Source organism: Cupriavidus sp. GW823-FHT07A04 (assembly GCF_058794615.1).
In genome coordinates this window covers 38,033-55,275 of record NZ_JBXAHA010000034.1, presented here as the reverse complement: position 1 = coordinate 55,275, position 17,243 = coordinate 38,033, and the positions used below count along the sequence as shown (strand labels likewise).

18 protein-coding genes are annotated in these 17,243 nt (G+C 67.6%); 10 read left to right on the top strand and 8 right to left on the bottom strand.

The genetic code is table 11. The annotated features are described in order from the left end of the window. Positions 1 to 130: 130 nt before the first annotated feature. Positions 131 to 1,264, bottom strand: coding sequence for a metallophosphoesterase (locus tag AC1Q7Q_RS38560; RefSeq protein WP_492375858.1), 1,134 nt, complete (start codon positions 1,262 to 1,264; stop codon positions 131 to 133). A 514-nt stretch (positions 1,265 to 1,778) separates the two neighbouring features. On the opposite strand from AC1Q7Q_RS38560, the gene AC1Q7Q_RS38555 reads away from it, so the two are divergent. Next, positions 1,779 to 2,000, top strand: a complete 222-nt coding sequence (locus tag AC1Q7Q_RS38555) for a hypothetical protein (RefSeq protein ID WP_492375859.1) — start codon at positions 1,779 to 1,781, stop codon at positions 1,998 to 2,000. Between the two features lie 28 nt (positions 2,001 to 2,028). On the opposite strand, the gene AC1Q7Q_RS38550 is transcribed toward AC1Q7Q_RS38555, so the two are convergent. The 3 genes from AC1Q7Q_RS38550 to AC1Q7Q_RS38540 form a co-directional block, all read right to left on the bottom strand. Continuing rightward, entirely contained in the window at positions 2,029 to 3,333 is a 1,305-nt protein-coding gene (locus tag AC1Q7Q_RS38550; RefSeq protein WP_492375881.1) for an MATE family efflux transporter, read from the bottom strand. A 79-nt stretch (positions 3,334 to 3,412) separates the two neighbouring features. After that, a complete protein-coding gene (locus AC1Q7Q_RS38545; RefSeq protein ID WP_492375860.1) occupies positions 3,413 to 3,949 on the bottom strand; it encodes a winged helix-turn-helix transcriptional regulator in 537 nt (178 codons plus the stop codon). Positions 3,950 to 4,076: 127 nt separating this feature from the next. Next, positions 4,077 to 5,009, bottom strand: coding sequence for a LysR family transcriptional regulator (locus AC1Q7Q_RS38540; RefSeq protein WP_492375861.1), 933 nt, complete (start codon positions 5,007 to 5,009; stop codon positions 4,077 to 4,079). 161 nt (positions 5,010 to 5,170) lie between these two features. On the opposite strand from AC1Q7Q_RS38540, the gene AC1Q7Q_RS38535 reads away from it, so the two are divergent. From AC1Q7Q_RS38535 to AC1Q7Q_RS38510, 6 genes are all read left to right on the top strand, one after another. After that, a complete protein-coding gene (locus AC1Q7Q_RS38535) occupies positions 5,171 to 6,103 on the top strand; it encodes an SDR family oxidoreductase (RefSeq protein ID WP_492375862.1) in 933 nt (310 codons plus the stop codon). After that, positions 6,103 to 7,608 (top strand): acyl-CoA synthetase, encoded by a 1,506-nt coding sequence (locus tag AC1Q7Q_RS38530; RefSeq protein ID WP_492375863.1) that lies wholly within the window; start codon positions 6,103 to 6,105, stop codon positions 7,606 to 7,608. The genes AC1Q7Q_RS38535 and AC1Q7Q_RS38530 overlap by 1 nt, the downstream gene beginning before the upstream one ends. A gap of 81 nt (positions 7,609 to 7,689) precedes the next feature. Further along, positions 7,690 to 8,667, top strand: coding sequence for a Bug family tripartite tricarboxylate transporter substrate binding protein (locus AC1Q7Q_RS38525; protein WP_492375864.1), 978 nt, complete (start codon positions 7,690 to 7,692; stop codon positions 8,665 to 8,667). 129 nt (positions 8,668 to 8,796) lie between these two features. Next, positions 8,797 to 10,269, top strand: coding sequence for a chloride channel protein (locus AC1Q7Q_RS38520; RefSeq protein WP_492375865.1), 1,473 nt, complete (start codon positions 8,797 to 8,799; stop codon positions 10,267 to 10,269). Positions 10,270 to 10,398: 129 nt separating this feature from the next. Further along, positions 10,399 to 10,695: a hypothetical protein gene (locus AC1Q7Q_RS38515; RefSeq protein ID WP_492375866.1), complete on the top strand. Its 297-nt coding sequence runs from the start codon at positions 10,399 to 10,401 to the stop codon at positions 10,693 to 10,695. Between the two features lie 95 nt (positions 10,696 to 10,790). Continuing rightward, positions 10,791 to 11,459, top strand: coding sequence for a hypothetical protein (locus tag AC1Q7Q_RS38510; protein ID WP_492375867.1), 669 nt, complete (start codon positions 10,791 to 10,793; stop codon positions 11,457 to 11,459). 40 nt (positions 11,460 to 11,499) lie between these two features. On the opposite strand, the gene dapB is transcribed toward AC1Q7Q_RS38510, so the two are convergent. After that, positions 11,500 to 12,309, bottom strand: a complete 810-nt coding sequence (gene dapB / locus AC1Q7Q_RS38505) for a 4-hydroxy-tetrahydrodipicolinate reductase (protein ID WP_492375868.1) — start codon at positions 12,307 to 12,309, stop codon at positions 11,500 to 11,502. Between the two features lie 100 nt (positions 12,310 to 12,409). Continuing rightward, positions 12,410 to 12,859, bottom strand: coding sequence for an Lrp/AsnC family transcriptional regulator (locus AC1Q7Q_RS38500; RefSeq protein WP_174427647.1), 450 nt, complete (start codon positions 12,857 to 12,859; stop codon positions 12,410 to 12,412). A 248-nt stretch (positions 12,860 to 13,107) separates the two neighbouring features. Between AC1Q7Q_RS38500 and AC1Q7Q_RS38495 the strand changes: the two genes are divergently transcribed. The 3 genes from AC1Q7Q_RS38495 to AC1Q7Q_RS38485 all read left to right on the top strand — a co-directional run bounded on the left by AC1Q7Q_RS38495 (position 13,108) and on the right by AC1Q7Q_RS38485 (position 16,121). Beyond that, on the top strand, positions 13,108 to 14,232 hold the full coding sequence (locus AC1Q7Q_RS38495; protein WP_492375882.1) for a saccharopine dehydrogenase family protein: 1,125 nt from the start codon (positions 13,108 to 13,110) through the stop codon (positions 14,230 to 14,232). After that, a complete protein-coding gene (gene amaB / locus AC1Q7Q_RS38490; protein WP_492375869.1) occupies positions 14,229 to 15,749 on the top strand; it encodes an L-piperidine-6-carboxylate dehydrogenase in 1,521 nt (506 codons plus the stop codon). The genes AC1Q7Q_RS38495 and amaB overlap by 4 nt, the downstream gene beginning before the upstream one ends. Positions 15,750 to 15,893: 144 nt before the next feature. Next, on the top strand, positions 15,894 to 16,121 hold the full coding sequence (locus tag AC1Q7Q_RS38485; protein WP_492375870.1) for a hypothetical protein: 228 nt from the start codon (positions 15,894 to 15,896) through the stop codon (positions 16,119 to 16,121). 71 nt (positions 16,122 to 16,192) lie between these two features. Here AC1Q7Q_RS38485 and AC1Q7Q_RS38480 read toward each other — a convergent pair whose 3' ends face one another. Next, entirely contained in the window at positions 16,193 to 16,813 is a 621-nt protein-coding gene (locus AC1Q7Q_RS38480) for a UbiX family flavin prenyltransferase (RefSeq protein ID WP_492375871.1), read from the bottom strand. A gap of 7 nt (positions 16,814 to 16,820) precedes the next feature. Continuing rightward, the gene (gene grxD, locus AC1Q7Q_RS38475) at positions 16,821 to 17,132 is read right to left on the bottom strand and encodes a Grx4 family monothiol glutaredoxin (RefSeq protein ID WP_150985669.1); all 312 of its coding nucleotides are present in this window, start codon (positions 17,130 to 17,132) and stop codon (positions 16,821 to 16,823) included. Positions 17,133 to 17,243 lie beyond the last annotated feature (111 nt).

The window sequence follows — 17,243 nt, the reverse complement described above, 5'->3', positions numbered from 1 at the left end:
GCGCCTTTTTTGCCTACTTTTTTGGCAAGACAAAAAAGTAGGTCGCCGCCCCGCAGGGGTGGTGAAACTGCAGTTGAGGTTGAAGTTGAAGCTGAATTTGCAGTTAAGCCCTTGATTCCACCCAATAAACTCACTTCCTCACCAACCTCAACTTAGTAATCTCCGACGGCGCCCCAAACCGCTTAGGAGGCCCCCAATACCCGGTCCCCCTGCTCACATACACCCACATCGCCTCATGCCGGTTCAACCCGGCGGTATAAGGCTGCTGCATCGGCACGAACAGGTTCCAGGGCCAGAACTGGCCGCCATGCGTATGTCCGGAGAGCTGCAGGTCGAAGCCCGCGGTGGATGCAGCCGGCGCCGTGCGCGGCTGGTGCGCTAGCAGCACGCGCGCGGCTACCACCGCCGGGGCGCCGTGCAGCGCGCGCGCCGGGTCGCTGCGGTGGCTCTCGTCGAAACGGTGGGCGGAAAAATCGGTCACGCCTGCCAGCACCAGCGCTTCCTCCTCTTCCCCGATCACCACATGCTCGTTCATCAGCACGCGCAGGCCCAGTCCGCGCAGCTCCGCGATCCACGGCTCGGCGCCAGCGTAATACTCATGGTTGCCGGTGACAAAGTAGGTGCCATGGCGGGCCTTCAGGTTGCCTAGCGGGGCCGTGTGCCGGGACAGCTCGCGCACGGTGCCGTCGACCAGGTCGCCGGTGATGGCGATGGCGTCCGGGGCCAGCCCGTTGACGCGGGCGACGATGCGCTCCAGGTAGGCGCGCTTGATGGTGGGGCCAACGTGGATGTCGCTGATCTGCACGATGGTGAAGTCGTGCAGCGAGTCAGGCAGGCCGGCGATGGGGACTTCCACCTCGACCACCTGCGCCAGCCGCCGCGCATTGAAAAATCCCATCACGGTGACCAGCAGCGCCAGCACCGGCACCGTGGCGGCGGAGCGGGGCAGCAGCCATGCCGGGTGCCAGCCGGTCATCGCGCTCAACAGCAGCACGACGTCGCGTGCCAGCGTCAGTATCAGCAAGGAAGAGAAGAAACCCATGGCCAGCATGCCCACCCAGGTCAGCGCATCGGACCACGGCTGGTCCAGGCGCCGCGCCAGCAGGCCTGCGGGAATCAGCGGCCAGGACAGCGCCAGCCACGCTACGGCCAGCGCCTTGATGGCAAAGGACACCGGCATGTCGGGTAACAGGCGCAAGCCGATATAGCCGTGGAGCAGGCCAACCACGAGGGCGGCGACGAAAACGGTGGTGCGAGGGGGCATGCCACCTCCAGGGTGTGGGAGTCGGGGCCGGATGCTTCCAGCATTGATATTGTTTTAGAGCATTTCGGCGACGCCGCGACGCTGTGACAGTGTGGCGGGCGTCCTGGAATTGTCGGCGCTGAGCCGCTTTTCCGTTTTGCGCATCGATGGTGTACGTGAGGCCCCCGGCCCGCAGATTCAAGGGGCGTGAGCTGTGCCCGAAAGCACTTAAGTCGCTTGCAAGACAGATTGAATTACTTGCACCACCTCAGTGGTTCCACTTGCATGAACAGTTGCGCATGCTTGCGGCAGCCGCCGCAGGTGCAAATGAACCCGTCGGGTTGGCTGTGGGGCGGCGCGCTGTCGCTCACGTTGCTGTGGCTGCTGGCCACCTGCGGCTAGCACGAGGTGCCGCCGGCGGCGCTGCGGGCGGTGCCAGAGCAGATCATCAAGACCGCGGCACAGGAATCGCCGGTCACTTTCGAGTTTGTCGAACAGACGGAGAGCAGTCAGGCGGTGGATATCCGCGGCCGACGTGTTGCGGGCGCGCGACAAGGACGGCAACTCCAGCTACCTCGAAGTCACCACCGCGCAGGAGAAGCTGTTCGATGCGCAGCTCGCCGCCATTCAGGGGCAGGTCGATGTGTTGAATGGCACGGCAGCCTTGTACAAGTCGCTGGGCGGTGGATGGCCGGCGGTGCCGGCCGAGGTCAGGGATGCCGGGCTGAGCGGCAACGCGCACGCCGTGATGCGCTGAGTGGGTCGCTTGCGCCGCCCACTCAGGCTCAGCGCGCCGACCAGTTGGCGCCGCGCACGCCAAACGCCGTCACCACGCCATAAGCGGTGATGCCCAGCGCCACGCCCAGGAAGTGCCCGTCCAGGCCCATGCCCGCGACGTTCGCCAGCAGCCAGCCGCCGCCGGCGGCCAGCGCGATGCGCGAGATGCCGGCCGCGATCGGCCAGCCCATGCGGCCAGCGCCCATCGACGCGAAATACAGCGCCATGCCCAGCCCGAAGCCGCCGAAGGCCGGCGCGACCCAGGACAGCGCGCGCGCCGCGATGCTCGCCACTTCGGCATCCTTGGTGAAGAACCCGGCAAAGGCATCCGGCGCCAGTCCCACCACCGCACCCACCGCGCCGGCCACCGCCAGCGCCATCAGCGCGCCGGCCCAGGCCGTGCGGCGTGCGGTGGCCCAGTCGCCGGCACCGACTGCGCGCCCCACCAGCGCGGTTAGCGCGGAGCCCACGCCGAACGCCAGCGGGATCATCAGGAACTCCAGCCGCGCCGAGATGCCGTATGCGGCCACCGCGGCGGTGCCATAGTGGCGCAGCTGGGTGGTCACAAGGATCGTGGACAGGTTGGCCACCGAGGCCAGCGCGCAGGCCACCAGCCCCACTGACAGGATGCGTGTGAACAGCGCGCGTGACGGACGGATGCGCAGCATCGGCACGAACCCCGCGCCGCCCCGCAGCACCACCCAGGCCATGGCCAGCGCCGCCGCCCACGACACCGCCGCCAGTGACGCGCCGATACCGGCCAGGCCCATGCCCACCGGCTCGGCCAGCGTCCAGGCCAGCGCCGGGAAGACGATCCACATCAGCGAGAGCACCCGCGCCGCCAGCGCATGGCGGCCACCGCCGCGCAGCACCGATGCCAGCGTGTTGGCCAGCCAGGCCGGCACCGCGCCGGCGCCGAACAGCCAGATGGCATACGTGGCGGCCGCGTCCGCCGCGGTCTGCCCCGCCACCGCGCCCAGGACGGCGCGCGGGAAGCCGGCCATCGCCACGGCAAACGCCAGCCCCGCCGTGACCGCGATGATGAGTGCGTGCAGCACCAGCGACGAGGCCTCCTCGCGCTTGTTCGCGCCCAGCGCGCGGGCGATGGCCGCCACCACGCCACCGCCCATGGCGCCGGTGGACATCTGCTGCAGCAGCAAGGCAAACGGCAGCACTACCGCCCAGCCCGCCAGCGCCGCCGTGCCCTGGCGCGCCGCCAGCCAGGTCTCGATCAGTTGCGCGCCTGCCTGCAGGAAGGCGATCAGGCTGGTGGGCGCGGCCAGCAGCAGGATGCGGCGCATCAGTTCGCGCATCAGCGGGTGTGCGTGGGTGGCAATGGATGCGGCTGCGGCTGGCGCCATCGCGGCTCCGGCCATGGGATTGGCTTGCGGCTCATTCATGGCTGGACTCCGTTTCGTCTGTCGGTTGCTCGTCCGCGGTTTGCAGGCCGGCAGCGGCGCCAAAGCGCCGCCGCAGATAGCTGCCCGCGCCAGGGCCTGGCGCCACGCGCAGGTCGTCCAGCGTCAGCGGACTGCCGTCCGGGCGGGCCAGCGCCGGCGTGGCGATCTCCGCGCCGGTGTGCTTGTCCTGCAGCAAGGTGAGCGGGCCGCGCTCGTCGGTCATCCAGCGGTCGGCCCAGGCCTTCAGCGCCACGAAGGCGGGGAAGAAGTCGCGGCCTTTTTCTGTGAGGTGGTAGGCATGCCGTGCACTGTCGGGCGCCGGCACGCGCTCCAGCATGCCGTGTTCCACCAGCGTCTTCAGGCGTGCGCTGAGGATGTTGGGCGCGATGCCCAGGTGGCGCTGGAATTCATCAAAGCGGGTGCTGCCGTAGAACGCCTCGCGCAGCAAAAGAATGGCCCAGCGCTCGCCCAGCACCGCCATCGAGCGGGCAATCGGGCAAGGCATGCTGGCAAAGTCGGTATGTCCCATGGTCTCCTCTCGCGCGGCTTGCAGGGTTGGCTCGGGTTTTTACTTTCGTTTTGCAAGCCAAGGGTTTCGGCGCATCTTAACTTGCAATTTGAAAGTTTGCTGGCGCGCTGCAAGCGGCGTGCGGGGACTACGGTGTGCACAAAGCGGTACCACCCGGGGCGCTGAAGACATCCAGCGCCGGAATCCGCGCGCGCAGGAAGTCGATCAAGGTGCGCGTGGCCATCGACGGATGCAGGTTGGGCGTGGTGATGATGTAGAGCCGGCTGCCCAATCCTTCCGGTTTCCATTCGGTCAGCACCGGCACCAGCCGGCCTTCGCGCACATCGTCCCAACCGGCGTATACCGGCAGCAGGCCCACGCCGTGGCCGTCGCGTACCGCGCGCATCAGGAAGGGGAAATGCTCGGACTGCAGGTGCGGGCTCAGTTCCACCTCTTCGCGCTGCTCGCCGCGGTTGAGCGTGAGCACGAAGCGCCGGGCGGGATAGGGCGGGCACAGGAATTGGCAGCGCGCCAGGTCGGCCGGGGTTTGCAGCGGGCCGTGGCGGGCGAGGTAGCCGGGCGAGGCGCAGAGCTGCCAGTCGATGGCGCAGATGTCTCGCGCTACGTGGTCCAGCGGCGGCTGCGAAGTCACCTTGAGCGCCACGTCGATCTCCGCGGCGATCAGGTCCACCACGCGGTTGGCAAAAAACACGCGCAGCGAGATGCCGGGATGCTGCCCGGTGAATTCCAGCAGCAGCGGCGCGAGGAAGGTGTCGCCCAGCCCGGTCGGCACGCTCACGCGCACGTGGCCGCGCAGGGTGGTGCCAAGGCTGTCGATCTCCGCCTGGGCGGACGCCACTTCCTGCAGGATGCGCAGCCCGTGCTGGTAAAGCGCGCGGCCCGCCTCGGTCAGCTCCAGCCGGCGCGTGGTACGGCGCAGCAACTGCGCGCCGGCCTGGTGCTCCAGTTCGCGCAGCTGGCGGCTGACCTGCGAGCGCGTGACGCCGCGCCGCCGCCCCGCCTCGGACAAGTTGCCGGCTTCGACGATATCGACAAAGGCCTGGATCAGGTTGAGGTCCATCCGGGATTCCATGGAGAATTGTCGCGCATGGCGCAACATTGTGAGTCGCTGCGAGGGAATTGTCGATACGGGGAGCCGAGGCTACAGTGACCATGCCCTGCCGGATCGCCAAGGCAGGGCCAGGCGGGCGCGACACCGCCCTGAAACAAGCAGGAGACACCATGTTCAAGAACGATCTTTTCGCCGGCCAGCGCGTGCTGATCACCGGTGGCGGCACCGGGCTGGGCCTGATCATGGCCGAGCGCCTGGCGGGGCTGGGGGCGGAGCTGCACCTGTGCGGGCGCCGGCTGGCGGTGCTGGACGAGGCCGCTGAGGTGCTGCGCCACCAGCACGGCACCAAGGTCGTGACGCACGCGGTGGACATCCGCGACGCGGCTGCCGTCGACGCCATGATCGAGACCATCTGGAGCGGGCACGGCCCGCTCGATTGCCTGGTCAACAACGCCGCAGGCAACTTCATCAGCCGCACCGAGGATCTGTCTCCCAACGGCTTTCACGCCATCTCGGACATCGTCTTCCGCGGTACCTTCTACACCACGCAGGCCGTGGGCAAGCGCTGGATCCGCGACGGCCATCCCGGCTCGGTCCTGTCCATCGTCGTGACCTGGGTCTGGACCGGCTCGCCTTTCGTGGTGCCGTCCGCCATGTCCAAGGCGGGCGTGGACGCCATGACCAAGTCGCTGGCCGTGGAGTGGGGCCGCCACGGCATCCGCTGCAACGCCATCGCGCCGGGCGTGATCCCCACCGAAGGCGCGGGCTCGCGCCTGCGTCCGCAGGATGCGCAGCAAGACGCGATGAGCGGCCAGAACCCCACGGGCCGCATCGGCCAGCCGCAGGATATCGGCAACCTGGCCGCTTTCCTGCTGGCTCGCGACAACGCGTGGATCAACGGGCAGACCATTGCGCTGGATGGCGGCGACTACCTTGCCAACGGCGCTTATTTCAAGCAGTACCTGGATTGGGGCGATGCCGAATGGCAAGCCGCGCGCGAGCGCATCGCGGCCACGAACGCCGCCGATCGTGCCGGGCGCACCGTCAACGCACCGACCCCGACCCGCTCTACCACCAAGCCTAGCCAGGCTGGAGACAACTGATGGCCGCTGACCTCCTGTTTGAAGACATCCACCGTACCGGCGCCGAACTGAGTGAGCGCGGCGCGCGCCTGGCCGGCGGCCTGCGCGCGCTTGGCCTGGGCGAAGGCGACGTGGTCGCGGTGCTGCTGCGCAACGACCCGGTCTTTGCCGATATCGTGCATGCCTGCCGCACGGCCGGCACTTACTATTGCCCGATCAACTGGCACTTCACGGCGGAAGAAATCCGCTTCCTGCTGACCGACAGCGGCGCCCGGGCCTTGATCGTCAGCGCCGACCTGCTGGACGGCGTGCGCGCCGTGGTGCCCGCAGGCGTGCAGGTGCTGGCCGTGGCGGCGCCGGGCCAGGACAGCCCCGCTGGCACCACCGGCTACGAAAGCTGGCTTGCAGAGCAGCAGCCCTACGATGGCCCGCGCGTGGCGCCGCGCGGCCACATGGCCTACACCTCTGGCACCACCGGCCGCCCCAAGGGCGTGCTGCGCGCCGCGCCGCCGCTGGCCACGCTGGACGAGCAGCTTGCGCGCATGCGCTCGGTGGTGGCGCAGACCATGGGCATCGTGCAGGGCACGCGCGCGTTGATGGCCGCGCCGCTGTACCACAGCGCACCGGGCGTGTTCATCCAGAATGCGTTGCAGCTTGGGGAGCGCCTGGTGCTGTGCGCGCGCTTCGATCCGGAGCAGGTGCTGGCGCTGGTGGAGAAGCACCGCATCGACGTGCTCTACCTGGTGCCGATCATGTATGTGCGCATGCTCAAGGTGCCGGCCGACGTGCGCGCCCGTTATGACTTGTCCTCGCTGCGCTTTGTCGCCTCGACCGGGGCGCCGTGCGCGCCCGAGGTCAAGCGCGCCATGCTGGACTGGTTCGGCCCGGTGATCCATGAAACCTATGCTTCAAGCGAGGCCGGCATGATTACCGTGGCCACGCCGGCCGACGCCGTGGCCAAGCCCGGCACGGCGGGGCGCCCGGTTGACCAGGGCGAAGTGCGCATCCTGGATGAGCAGGGCGTTGCCTGCGCCCCCGGCAAGATCGGCCTGGTCTATGTGCGCCAGCCCGCCTACCCGGACTTCACCTATCGCAACAACGAGGCAGCGCGCCGCGCCATCGACCGCGACGGCCTGGTGAGCCTGGGCGACATGGGCTACCTGGACGCCGACGGCTACCTCTTTATCTGCGACCGCGCCTCCGACATGGTGATCTCCGGCGGCGTGAACATCTACCCGGCCGAGATCGAGCACGAGCTGGTGCGCTATCCCGGCGTGGCCGACTGCGTGGTGTTCGGCGTACCCGACGACGAATACGGCGAGCGCCTGCTGGCCATGGTGCAACCGGTTGCGGGCGCCACGCTGGAAGAGGGCGCCATCATCGAATGGCTGCGCCAGCGCCTGTCCGGCTTCAAGGTGCCGCGCACCATCGTGGTGGAGGCGTTGCTGCCGCGCGACGATAGCGGCAAGCTGGCCAAGCGCCGCCTGCGCGACAAGTACTGGGAAGGGCGCACGCGGCGGGTTTGAGCCGCACCGGGCACCGAATGCCAAGTACCGAGTACCGAGTACCGAACACCAGACGTCAAAAAACGCCAAGGAGACTACACAATGCATAGCTGGAAAACCGGATGGCGCGCCTGGGCCGGCGCCGCCGTCTTCGCCTGTTCGCAACTGGCCGCTGCCGCCTATCCCGACCGCCCCATCAAGCTGGTGGTGCCCTACACGCCGGGCGGCTCCACCGACCAGTTCGGGCGCGGGCTGGCCGATGGCATGAGCCGCGTGCTCAAGCAGACGGTGGTGGTGGAGAACCGCCCCGGCGCCGCCACCATGATCGGCACGCAAAGCGTGGCGCGCGCACCCGCCGATGGCTACACCATGGTGCTTGCCACCAATGGCAGCATGGTGCTCAATCCCATGCTCTACAAGAAGATCGCCTACGATCCGCCGCGCGATTTCCGGATCTTCACCGTTGGCGCCGAGGCGCCGCTGGTGGTGGTGACCAACAGTCAGGTGCCGGCCACCAATATCCGCGAGTTCGCCGCCTACGCCAAGGCCAGCGGCGGCAAGCTCAACTACGCCTCGGTCGGCCTGGGCAACGCGCTGCAGCTAGCTACCGAAATGCTCAAGACCGAACTCGGGATCTCGGTCACCCATGTGCCGTACAACGGCAGCGCGCCGGCGCTCTCGGCGCTGCTCGCCAACGATGTGCAACTGATGGTGGATGTGGTCAGCACCTCGCTGCCCCACATCAAGGGCGGCAAGCTGCGCGCGCTGGCGGTGACCGGCCGCACCCGGCTGGAAGTGCTGCCCAACGTGCCGACCGTGGCCGAGAGCGGCTATCCCAACTTCCAGGCCGCAACCTGGTTTGGGCTCGCCGTGCCGGGGCAGACACCGCCGGACGTGGTGGAAAAGCTGCAGGCCGCGGCCGCGCAGGTCCTCAAGGATCCGCATTTCCGGGCGACCTTCAGCGCACTGGGGCTGGTGATCCAGCCGCCGCGCACCCAGGCCGAGATCGACCGCTATGTAGAGGCGGATCGCGAGCATTGGGGCAAGGTCATTCGCGCCAACAACATCAGCCTGGACTGAGCCAGGGGCCTCTGGCGCGCACTTTGTGCGCGGCATGCCCGGCGGCGATCGGCGTATAGTTCCATCACGCCGTGATGAATCCGGCCCTCGGGCTCGTCACGGCGTTTCTTCGCCCACGCCTGCCGCTCCATGAACGACGTCACACCCAATCGCAGCCAAGATCCCGAGCCGTCCGGTCCTGAAGACGTTTCCGGGCGGGCCTCCGACCACAACCGGCTGCGCGCGCTGCGCCGCCGCGCCCGCATGGCAGCGGGCCGCAAGTCGCGCCAGATGTGGCGTATCTCCCGCACCACGCTACGCTACGCCGTCTTCATGTGCGGCGCCGGCTGCGTGGCGCTGTTCTCCCTGATCTTCGCCTGGATTGCCGAGGTGGCACTGCGCTGGAACGCGCACCTGACAGCGGCCACGCCCTGGCTGGCCTTTGTGCTGCTGCCGTTCGGGCTGGCCGCGCTGCGCTGGCTCACCATCGGCCTGGCGCCGCAGGCGCGCGGCAGCGGCATCCCGCAGGTGATCGCCGCATTCGGCCTGCCCCCGGCGGGGCCGGCGCAGACCCTGCTGGTGTCGTTCCGCCAGTCCATGTGGAAAGTGCTGCTGACCACCGGCGGGCTGCTGGCGGGCGCCTCCATCGGCCGCGAAGGGCCATCGGTGCAGGTTGGCGCCGCGGCCATGCTCGCCTGGGGGCGCTGGTGCCACGAGAAGCTGCGCTTTCGCATCGGCTTTCACCCCAACGCGCTGATCGCCGCCGGCGCTGCCGGGGGCCTTGCCGCCGCCTTCAATACACCACTGGCGGGCGTGGTGTTCGCCATTGAGGAGCTTGGCCGCGGTACCGCCGTGCGCTGGGACCGGCTGGTGCTGTCAGGCGTGCTGACAGCCGGCTTTCTCTCGCTGGCGGTGCTTGGCAACAATCCCTATTTCAGCGTCAAGACGCCGATCCTCGCGCTGCACGATGCCTGGGGGCCGGTACTGCTGTGCGCCCTGGTCAACGGCGCGCTGGGCGGCCTGTTTGCCAAGCTGCTGACCGGCGGCGTGCCCGCGCTGATGCCGGCACGGCTGCGCGCCTGGCCATTGCAGCATCCCGTGCAGGTGGCTTTCCTGTGCGGCCTGGCGGCCGCGGCGATCGGCTGGTCCACAGGGGGCGCCACCTTTGGCACCGGCTACGGGCAGGCGGCCGGCCTGATCAATGGCGAGCCGCACGCCACGCTGTGGTTCGGCCTAGCCAAGCTGGCGGCGACCGTGGTCTCGTATTTTGCCGGCATTCCCGGTGGCATCTTTACGCCGTCGCTGGCCATCGGTGCCGGCATCGGCGCCAATGTGGCGGACTGGGTCGGCCACCTCTTCGGTGGCATGGCCGAGCCACGCGTGCTGGCGCTGGTGTCGATGGCCGCCTTCCTGGCCGCCGCCACCCAGGCTCCCATCACTGCCAGCGTGATCGTGATGGAGATGACGCGCTCGCAGGACCTCACCTTGTTCCTGCTGGCCTCGTCGCTGCTGGCTTCGTTCCTGGCACGCCAGTTCTGCCCGCACCCGTTCTATCACCAAGTGGGCCATGCTTTCCGGCGCGAGGCGCTTGCAGCCACGCGGAAAGTGGCTCCCGCCGCATAAGCGCGGGCCATGGCCATGGTGCTCGTTGCCGCTTTGTCTTACCATGAGCGGCGCCCGGGCCATGTACCCGGCGCTGTGTACCGGCGGCACATGAGGATCCGCGCCGGCACGACGAACCGGGGAGCACAGATGGCCACAAAACGACCGCCGGGCAGTAACGGCGCACCGCGCCCGCAGCCGCAGTCGCAAAGCCCACGCAAGCCGCAGGGCAAGGAAGGCACGGCTTTGCGCGACCTCGGGCCGGACACTGTGTGGCACACGCGTGGCCTGCATGGCCATACCCGCCAGCGCGCGCCGCTACCGTCATCGGCACGCTCGCCGCGGCGGCAGTTGCCGCCCAGCCGGGTGCCGCGCCTGCTGCTGTGGGGCTTGCTGCTGATGGTGCTGGCGGTGATGGCCAGCGCGGTGATGAATATGACGCATTAACCCCCGGCAGTGTGCCTGCATGCCATCTTGTGGCGGGTGGCAGGAACCACGCGCGTAGGGGGCGCTCCAACCCGGAGCTTATCTCAGGAGTCTGGATGAAATACCCCCTCGCCGGGCTGGCTGTTGCCAGCCTGCTGCTGATTTCGCCTTGGGCCGGTGCTGCCTCCAACGATGGTGCCGCCGACAAACTGGCGCCGATGATGGATAGCCTGGAGATCGGCAGCCCGCTGCCCACGCTGCCCGATTGCGCTGACAAGCGCACCCCTGACGGCCGCGACGTGACCGCCCTGTGCGTTGAAGTGCGCGGCGACGGCGTGATGCGCCAGGTTGGCGTGCCGCGCGACAAGCGACCTGCCTTCATGGATGGTCCCCACGTGGTGGCCTTTGTCGACCGCAGCGCCCTGGTCGGCGTCATCGTGCCGACCGACGGCGTGCGCTCCGAGAAAGCCGTGGTGGACAGCCTGACCGCGCGCTACGGCAAGCCCTTTCGTTCCGAGCAGGTGAAGATGAAGGACAAGGCCGGCCAGCCCATCACCAGTGTGCACGCCGGCTGGATGAAAAAGCCGCTGACCGTGGAGCTCTACGCCATTCCGGAGGATCCCAATACCGGCACCATCGAACTGCTGCTGCCCCAGGCCCGCATGCTGATGGCCAACCAGGACAACGCGATGGCGCAACAGCTCAACCCCAAGGCGGCGTCCGCCCCGCAAGCGGCCCCCGGCGGCAAGGGCGCGGAGAAGAAGGGCAAGGAAGGCAGCTGGTAGCGTTTGTGGCTTTGCGGCGCTCCGCGCGCCGCAAAGGCCCTCAAAGTCCTTCCATCACCTTGTCCAGCCCGCGCACCAGCCCGGTCAAGGTATGCACCTTGCGGATCGCCAGCAGGGCGCCCGAGACATAGGGCTTGGAGCCGTCGCCGGACTCATGCTTCAGGTGCAGGCGCTGCCCGTCGGCGCCGAAGATCACCTCCACGCCCAACTGATAGCCCGGCAGGCGCACGGCGTGCACCTGGCTGCCGGACATCGTCGCGCCACGCGCTTCCTTCGGGCCCTTGACCTGGTCGATGGGCACCACCTGCCTGGCCTCACGGACCTGTCCCAGCCGATATGCCAGCTCGCGCACGGTGCCAGAGGGCACGTCGATCTTGCCGGCCTTGGCGTAGTCGATGATTTCCCAGTGCTCCAGGTGGCGCGCGGCCATCTCGGCGAACTTCTGCAGCAGCACCACGGTGATGGCAAAGTTGCCGCAGGCCAGTACGCCGCGCCCGGCCTGGCGCGCGGCGGCATCGATCTCGGCATAGTCCTCGTCGGATAGCCCGGAGGTGCCCACCACCACGTGCGCGCCCTTGGCCAGCGCCTGCAGGATGTTGCGCTTGGCAATGTCCGGCTTGGTGTATTCCACATAAACGTCGAAGGCACCTTGCGCCAGCTCGTCGATGCTGGCCACTGCCACGCCCGGCGTGCCCTTGTGCGCGGTCAGCGCCGCCAGGGCCTGGCCGGCAGCGCCGCGCGACAGCCCGGCCACCAGCGTCATGTCGTGCGCGTGCGCCACGCCGCGCGCCAGTTCGCCGCCGGCCCAGCCGGTCACGCCGCCTACGGCGACTCGAATGCGATTGCTCATCGTCTTGCTCTCCTGATCTGGATGGTTTCCGGGGTGCCAAACCGCGCCGGGCTGGCTGCCAGGTTGTGCAGCATAAGCCTTTCGCGCGCGCGGCGCTGGCTCAGCCCGCGGCGCGGCGCCGGTCGATCTTGCGCGCCAGCACGATCGAGGTGGTGGTGTGATTGACACCATCCAGCGCGCCGATTTCGTCCAGCAGCTTGTCCAGCCGGGCATGGGTGTCGCAGCGGATCACCGCCATGTAGTCCACCGGGCCGCTAACCGAGTTCAGCTCCTCGATTTCGGGAAAGCGCTGCAGCGCCCGCACCACCGCGGGCGCGCTCTTGGGCATCACCGACATGCCGCAGAACGCCAGGATAGCGTTGTCTTCCATTTCCTTGCCCAGCCGCACGCCGTAGCCGGCGATCACGCCATCGCGCTCCAGCCGCGCAATGCGTGCCACCACGGTGGTGCGGGCAATGCCGAGCTTGCGCGCGAGATTGGCGGCATTCTCGCGCGCGTTGGCCTGCAGCAGGGAGAGCAGGTGGCGGTCGGTCTGGTCGAGTTCGGTCATGGGCGGGCTAGGGCTGCGGGCGGGTCAAATGCCGGTGTTTCGTCGATTCGATCGTTGGCCTCGTCTAATCGTTCGATTGTGAGGCCTTTTCGTCAATCTTGTTCCTTCATTCTGCCTGTGCCCGCAACCATACTTCAGCTATGGGCTTGCTCCGCTGAATCACTTCCATGAGGGACATCATGACCTGCATTACGCCAACCGGCCATCTGGACCAAACTGGACAGAACACCCAAACCAGGCAGACGCCGATGCGCGTGGTCGTGCTGGGCGCGGGCAAGATCGGCCGCACCATCGCCATCATGCTGCATGACAGTGGCGACTACCGCGTGACCCTGGTTGACCGCGAACCCACCCATCTCGAGGGCGTGCCGGAGGGCATCGCCGTGCGCATCGGCGACCCGGACCAGACCGAGGATTGCGCCCGGCTGCTCGGAGGCGCGCAGGCCGTGCTCAACGCACTGCCATTCCACGCCGCGGTTGGCGTGGCCACGGTAGCGGCCAGCCTTGGCGTGCATTACTTCGACCTGACCGAAGACGTTGCCGCCACCCACGCCATTCGCCGCCTGGCCGAGGGTGCGCGCTCCGTGCTGATGCCGCAATGCGGGCTGGCGCCCGGCTTTATCGGCGTGGTCGGCAATGACCTCGCCCAGCGCTTCCTGCGCGGCGGTGGCGAACTGCTCGACCTGAAGATGCGCGTTGGCGCGCTGCCGCGCTACCCGAGCAATGCGCTCAAGTACAACCTGACCTGGAGCACCGAAGGCCTGATCAACGAATACTGCAACCCGTGCGAGGCCATCGTCGATGGCCGCCGCGTGGAAGTGCCAGCGCTGGAAGGGCTGGAGAGCTTTGCGCTGGACGGCATCGAGTACGAAGCCTTTAATACTTCAGGAGGGCTTGGGACCTTGCCCGAGACGCTGGCGGGCCGGGCGCGCGGCGTGGACTACAAGTCGATCCGCTATCCGGGCCACTGCGCGGTGATGAAGCTGCTGCTCAACGACCTGCGCCTGCGCGAGCGCCGCGACTGGATGCGCGAGATCTTCGAGAGCGCGATCCCCGCCACGCAGCAGGACGTGGTGATCGTGTTCGCCAACGCCACCGGCTATGCCGCCAGCGGTGGCAAAGGCGGGCGCGGGCCGCTGACACAGGCGTCGTTCTCGGTGCGCATTGGCGGCGCGCAAACGGCTGCCGGCCACGTCAATGCGATCCAGCTCACCACGGCGGCCGGCATCTGCACCGCGCTGGACCTGGTTGCCAATGGCGAGCTGCCACAGGCCGGCTTCGTTGCGCAAGAGGCGATGCCGCTGGACGTTTTCCTGGCCAACCGTTTTGGCCGACACTACACCCGTCATCCGCTTCAAGAGGCAACGGTATGAAAGCAAAGGAATTCGCGGCCTGTTGGCAGGCCATCGGGCTGACGCCGCCGTGGCGCGACGGCGAAGGCCCCACCGGCGCCTTGCCGGTGCACTCGCCGATCGACGGCGAGGCATTCGGGCACCTGCCCGCCTGCAGCCTCGCCGAGGCCGATGCGCGCATCGAACGCGCTCGCGTGGCGCAAGCCAGCTGGGCGCTGGTGCCCGCGCCAGTGCGCGGCGAGGTGGTGCGGCGCTTTGGCGAAGTGCTGCGCGAACACAAGAAGCATCTTGGTGAACTGGTTTCGCTGGAGGCCGGCAAGATCCTGCAGGAAGGGCTCGGCGAGGTGCAGGAGATGATCGACATCTGCGACTTCGCCGTCGGCCTGTCGCGCCAGTTGCATGGCCTTACCATCGCCTCGGAGCGGCCACGGCATGCAATGCGCGAGACCTGGCATCCCTATGGCCTGTGCGGCGTGATCTCGGCCTTTAACTTTCCCGTGGCGGTCTGGGCCTGGAACGCGGCGCTGGCGCTGGTGTGCGGCAATGGCGTGATCTGGAAACCGTCGGAAAAAACGCCCCTCACCGCGCTGGCCATGCAGAGCTTGCTTGACGGCGTGCTGGAGATTGCCGCGCCACAGCATGTTGGCATCGCCACCGTGCTCTCGGGTGGCCCGGCGCTAGGCCAGCATCTGGTGGAACACGCCGCTGTGCGGCTGGTGAGCGCCACCGGCTCCACCCGCATGGGCCGCGCCGTGGGCATCGCTTGCGCCGAGCGGTTCAAGCGCGCCATCCTGGAACTTGGTGGCAACAATGCCGCGATCATCGCGCCCTCGGCCGATCTCGAACTCGCTGTGCGCGCCATGACCTTCTCGGCGGCGGGCACCGCCGGGCAGCGCTGCACGTCGCTGCGCCGCGCCTTCGTGCATGTCGACGTGCTGGAGGCCGTTACCACGCGCCTGATCCAGGTGTTCGGCCGCCTGCCGGTGGGCGATCCGCTGGCCGAGACAACGCTGGTCGGTCCGCTGATCGATGGCGCCGCGGGCGCCGCCATGGCCGCCGCGCTGCTGCGCTGCCGCGAGCATGGCAATACCGTGCACGGCGGCGAGCGCGTACTGGCCGAAAAGTACCCCAATGCCGAGTACGTGCGGCCCGCGCTGGTGCTGACCGATCGCCAGCACGAGATGATGCTGAGCGAAACCTTCGCGCCGATTCTCTACGTGATGCCGTACACCACGCTGGACGAAGCCATCGCGCTGAACAATGCGTCGGAGCATGGTTTGTCGTCTTGCATCTTCACCGAGTCGCTGCGCGAGGCGGAGCGCTTCATGTCGGCAAGCGGCAGCGATTGCGGCATTGCCAATGTGAATATCGGCACCAGCGGGGCGGAGATTGGCGGTGCGTTCGGTGGTGAGAAGGCGACTGGCGGCGGGCGTGAATCCGGCTCGGACGCCTGGAAGGGGTATATGCGGCGCGCTACCAATACCGTGAACTATGGTGATGCGCTGCCGTTGGCGCAGGGGGTGCGGTTTGATGTCTGAGGCCTGAGGTCCGAGTCCTTTACGTTCACCCAAACGTTGCGATTCGTAACAAGGGTTACAGCAGGTTGACCCTGTATTACTAAACCGCCCCGTATAACGTTCTTATGGCTAGACCAAGGCTAAACAAGCCACAAGGACGATGAGATGAAAACGTTGATGATGGGACTCGCGATGGTTGGCGCCGCCATGCTTGGCGGTTGTGCGGTCTACCCGGCTTATCCCGGCTATGGCTATGGGGGTGGCGAGGTCGCAGTGGCGCCGGCGCCGGTCTACGCGGCGCCGCCGGTGGTGGTGGCCCCTGGGTTTTACGGTGGCTACTATGGCTATCGCGGCGGCTACTACGGCGGCCGCCGCTATCGCTACTGGCATTGAAGCGAGAGCGGTAGCACGGGATAGTACGGGCTAGCAGGGGTAGAACGAGGTTAAACGCGTTTGTCGGGCTGTCAGGCCTGCCCGTTGAGCCCGGCCCAGCTCGGCGCCAGCGTCTGCGGCACGTCGATCAGGTCCAGCACGCGGCCAACCGTATGGTCGACCAGTTCCGCCACGCTCTGCGGCTTCTGGTAGAAGCCGGGTACCGGGGGAAAGATGATGCCGCCCATCTCGGTGACGGCGGTCATGTTGCGCAGGTGCGCGAGGTTCAACGGCGTTTCGCGCACCATCAGCACCAGCTTGCGGCGCTCCTTGAGCGTGACATCCGCGGCGCGGGTGATGAGATTGTCGGACAGGCCATGCGCCACGGCCGCGAGCGTGCGCATGGAGCAGGGCGCCACCACCATCGCATGGGCGGCAAACGAGCCGCTGGCAATGGTGGCGCCAATATCGCGCACGTTGTGGACCACCTGGGCAAAGCCCTCCACCTCGGCCTTGCTGATGTCGAGTTCGTGCTGCAGGTTCATCACGCCCGCCGCGGAGATCAGCAGATGGGCCTCCACGCCAGGCGCGGCGCCCAGTATCTGTACCAGACGGACCCCATAGACCGCGCCGGTGGCGCCGGTGATCGCGACGACGATGCGCCGCGGCTTGCCCTCACCCGCTGCACCCGCCGCTGCACCCGCTGCGGTCATGTCGCGCTCAGGCCTTGAGCAGCGATTGCAGTTCGCCGTTCTGGTACATCTCCATCATGATGTCCGAGCCGCCGACGAACTCGCCGTTCACGTAGAGCTGCGGAATGGTCGGCCAGTTGGCGTAAGTCTTGATGCCTTGGCGGATGCCGTCGTCTTCCAGCACATTGACCGTGGTCGGCGCGTCGACGCCGCAGGCCTTCAGGATCTGGATCGCACGGCCGGAGAAGCCGCACATCGGGAACTGGGCGGTGCCCTTCATGAACAGGACCACCGGGCTGCCCTTGACGATCTGGTCGATCTTTTGCTGCACGTCACTCATGATGTCTCTTTTCAGTTGCTCGCGGTGCAGGCACTGGCCAGCACCGCTATCGGGAAATCGGAAAGGCGCGCGTGATGCGTGCGCCTTGATGCAATCAAGTATTTGATTTTA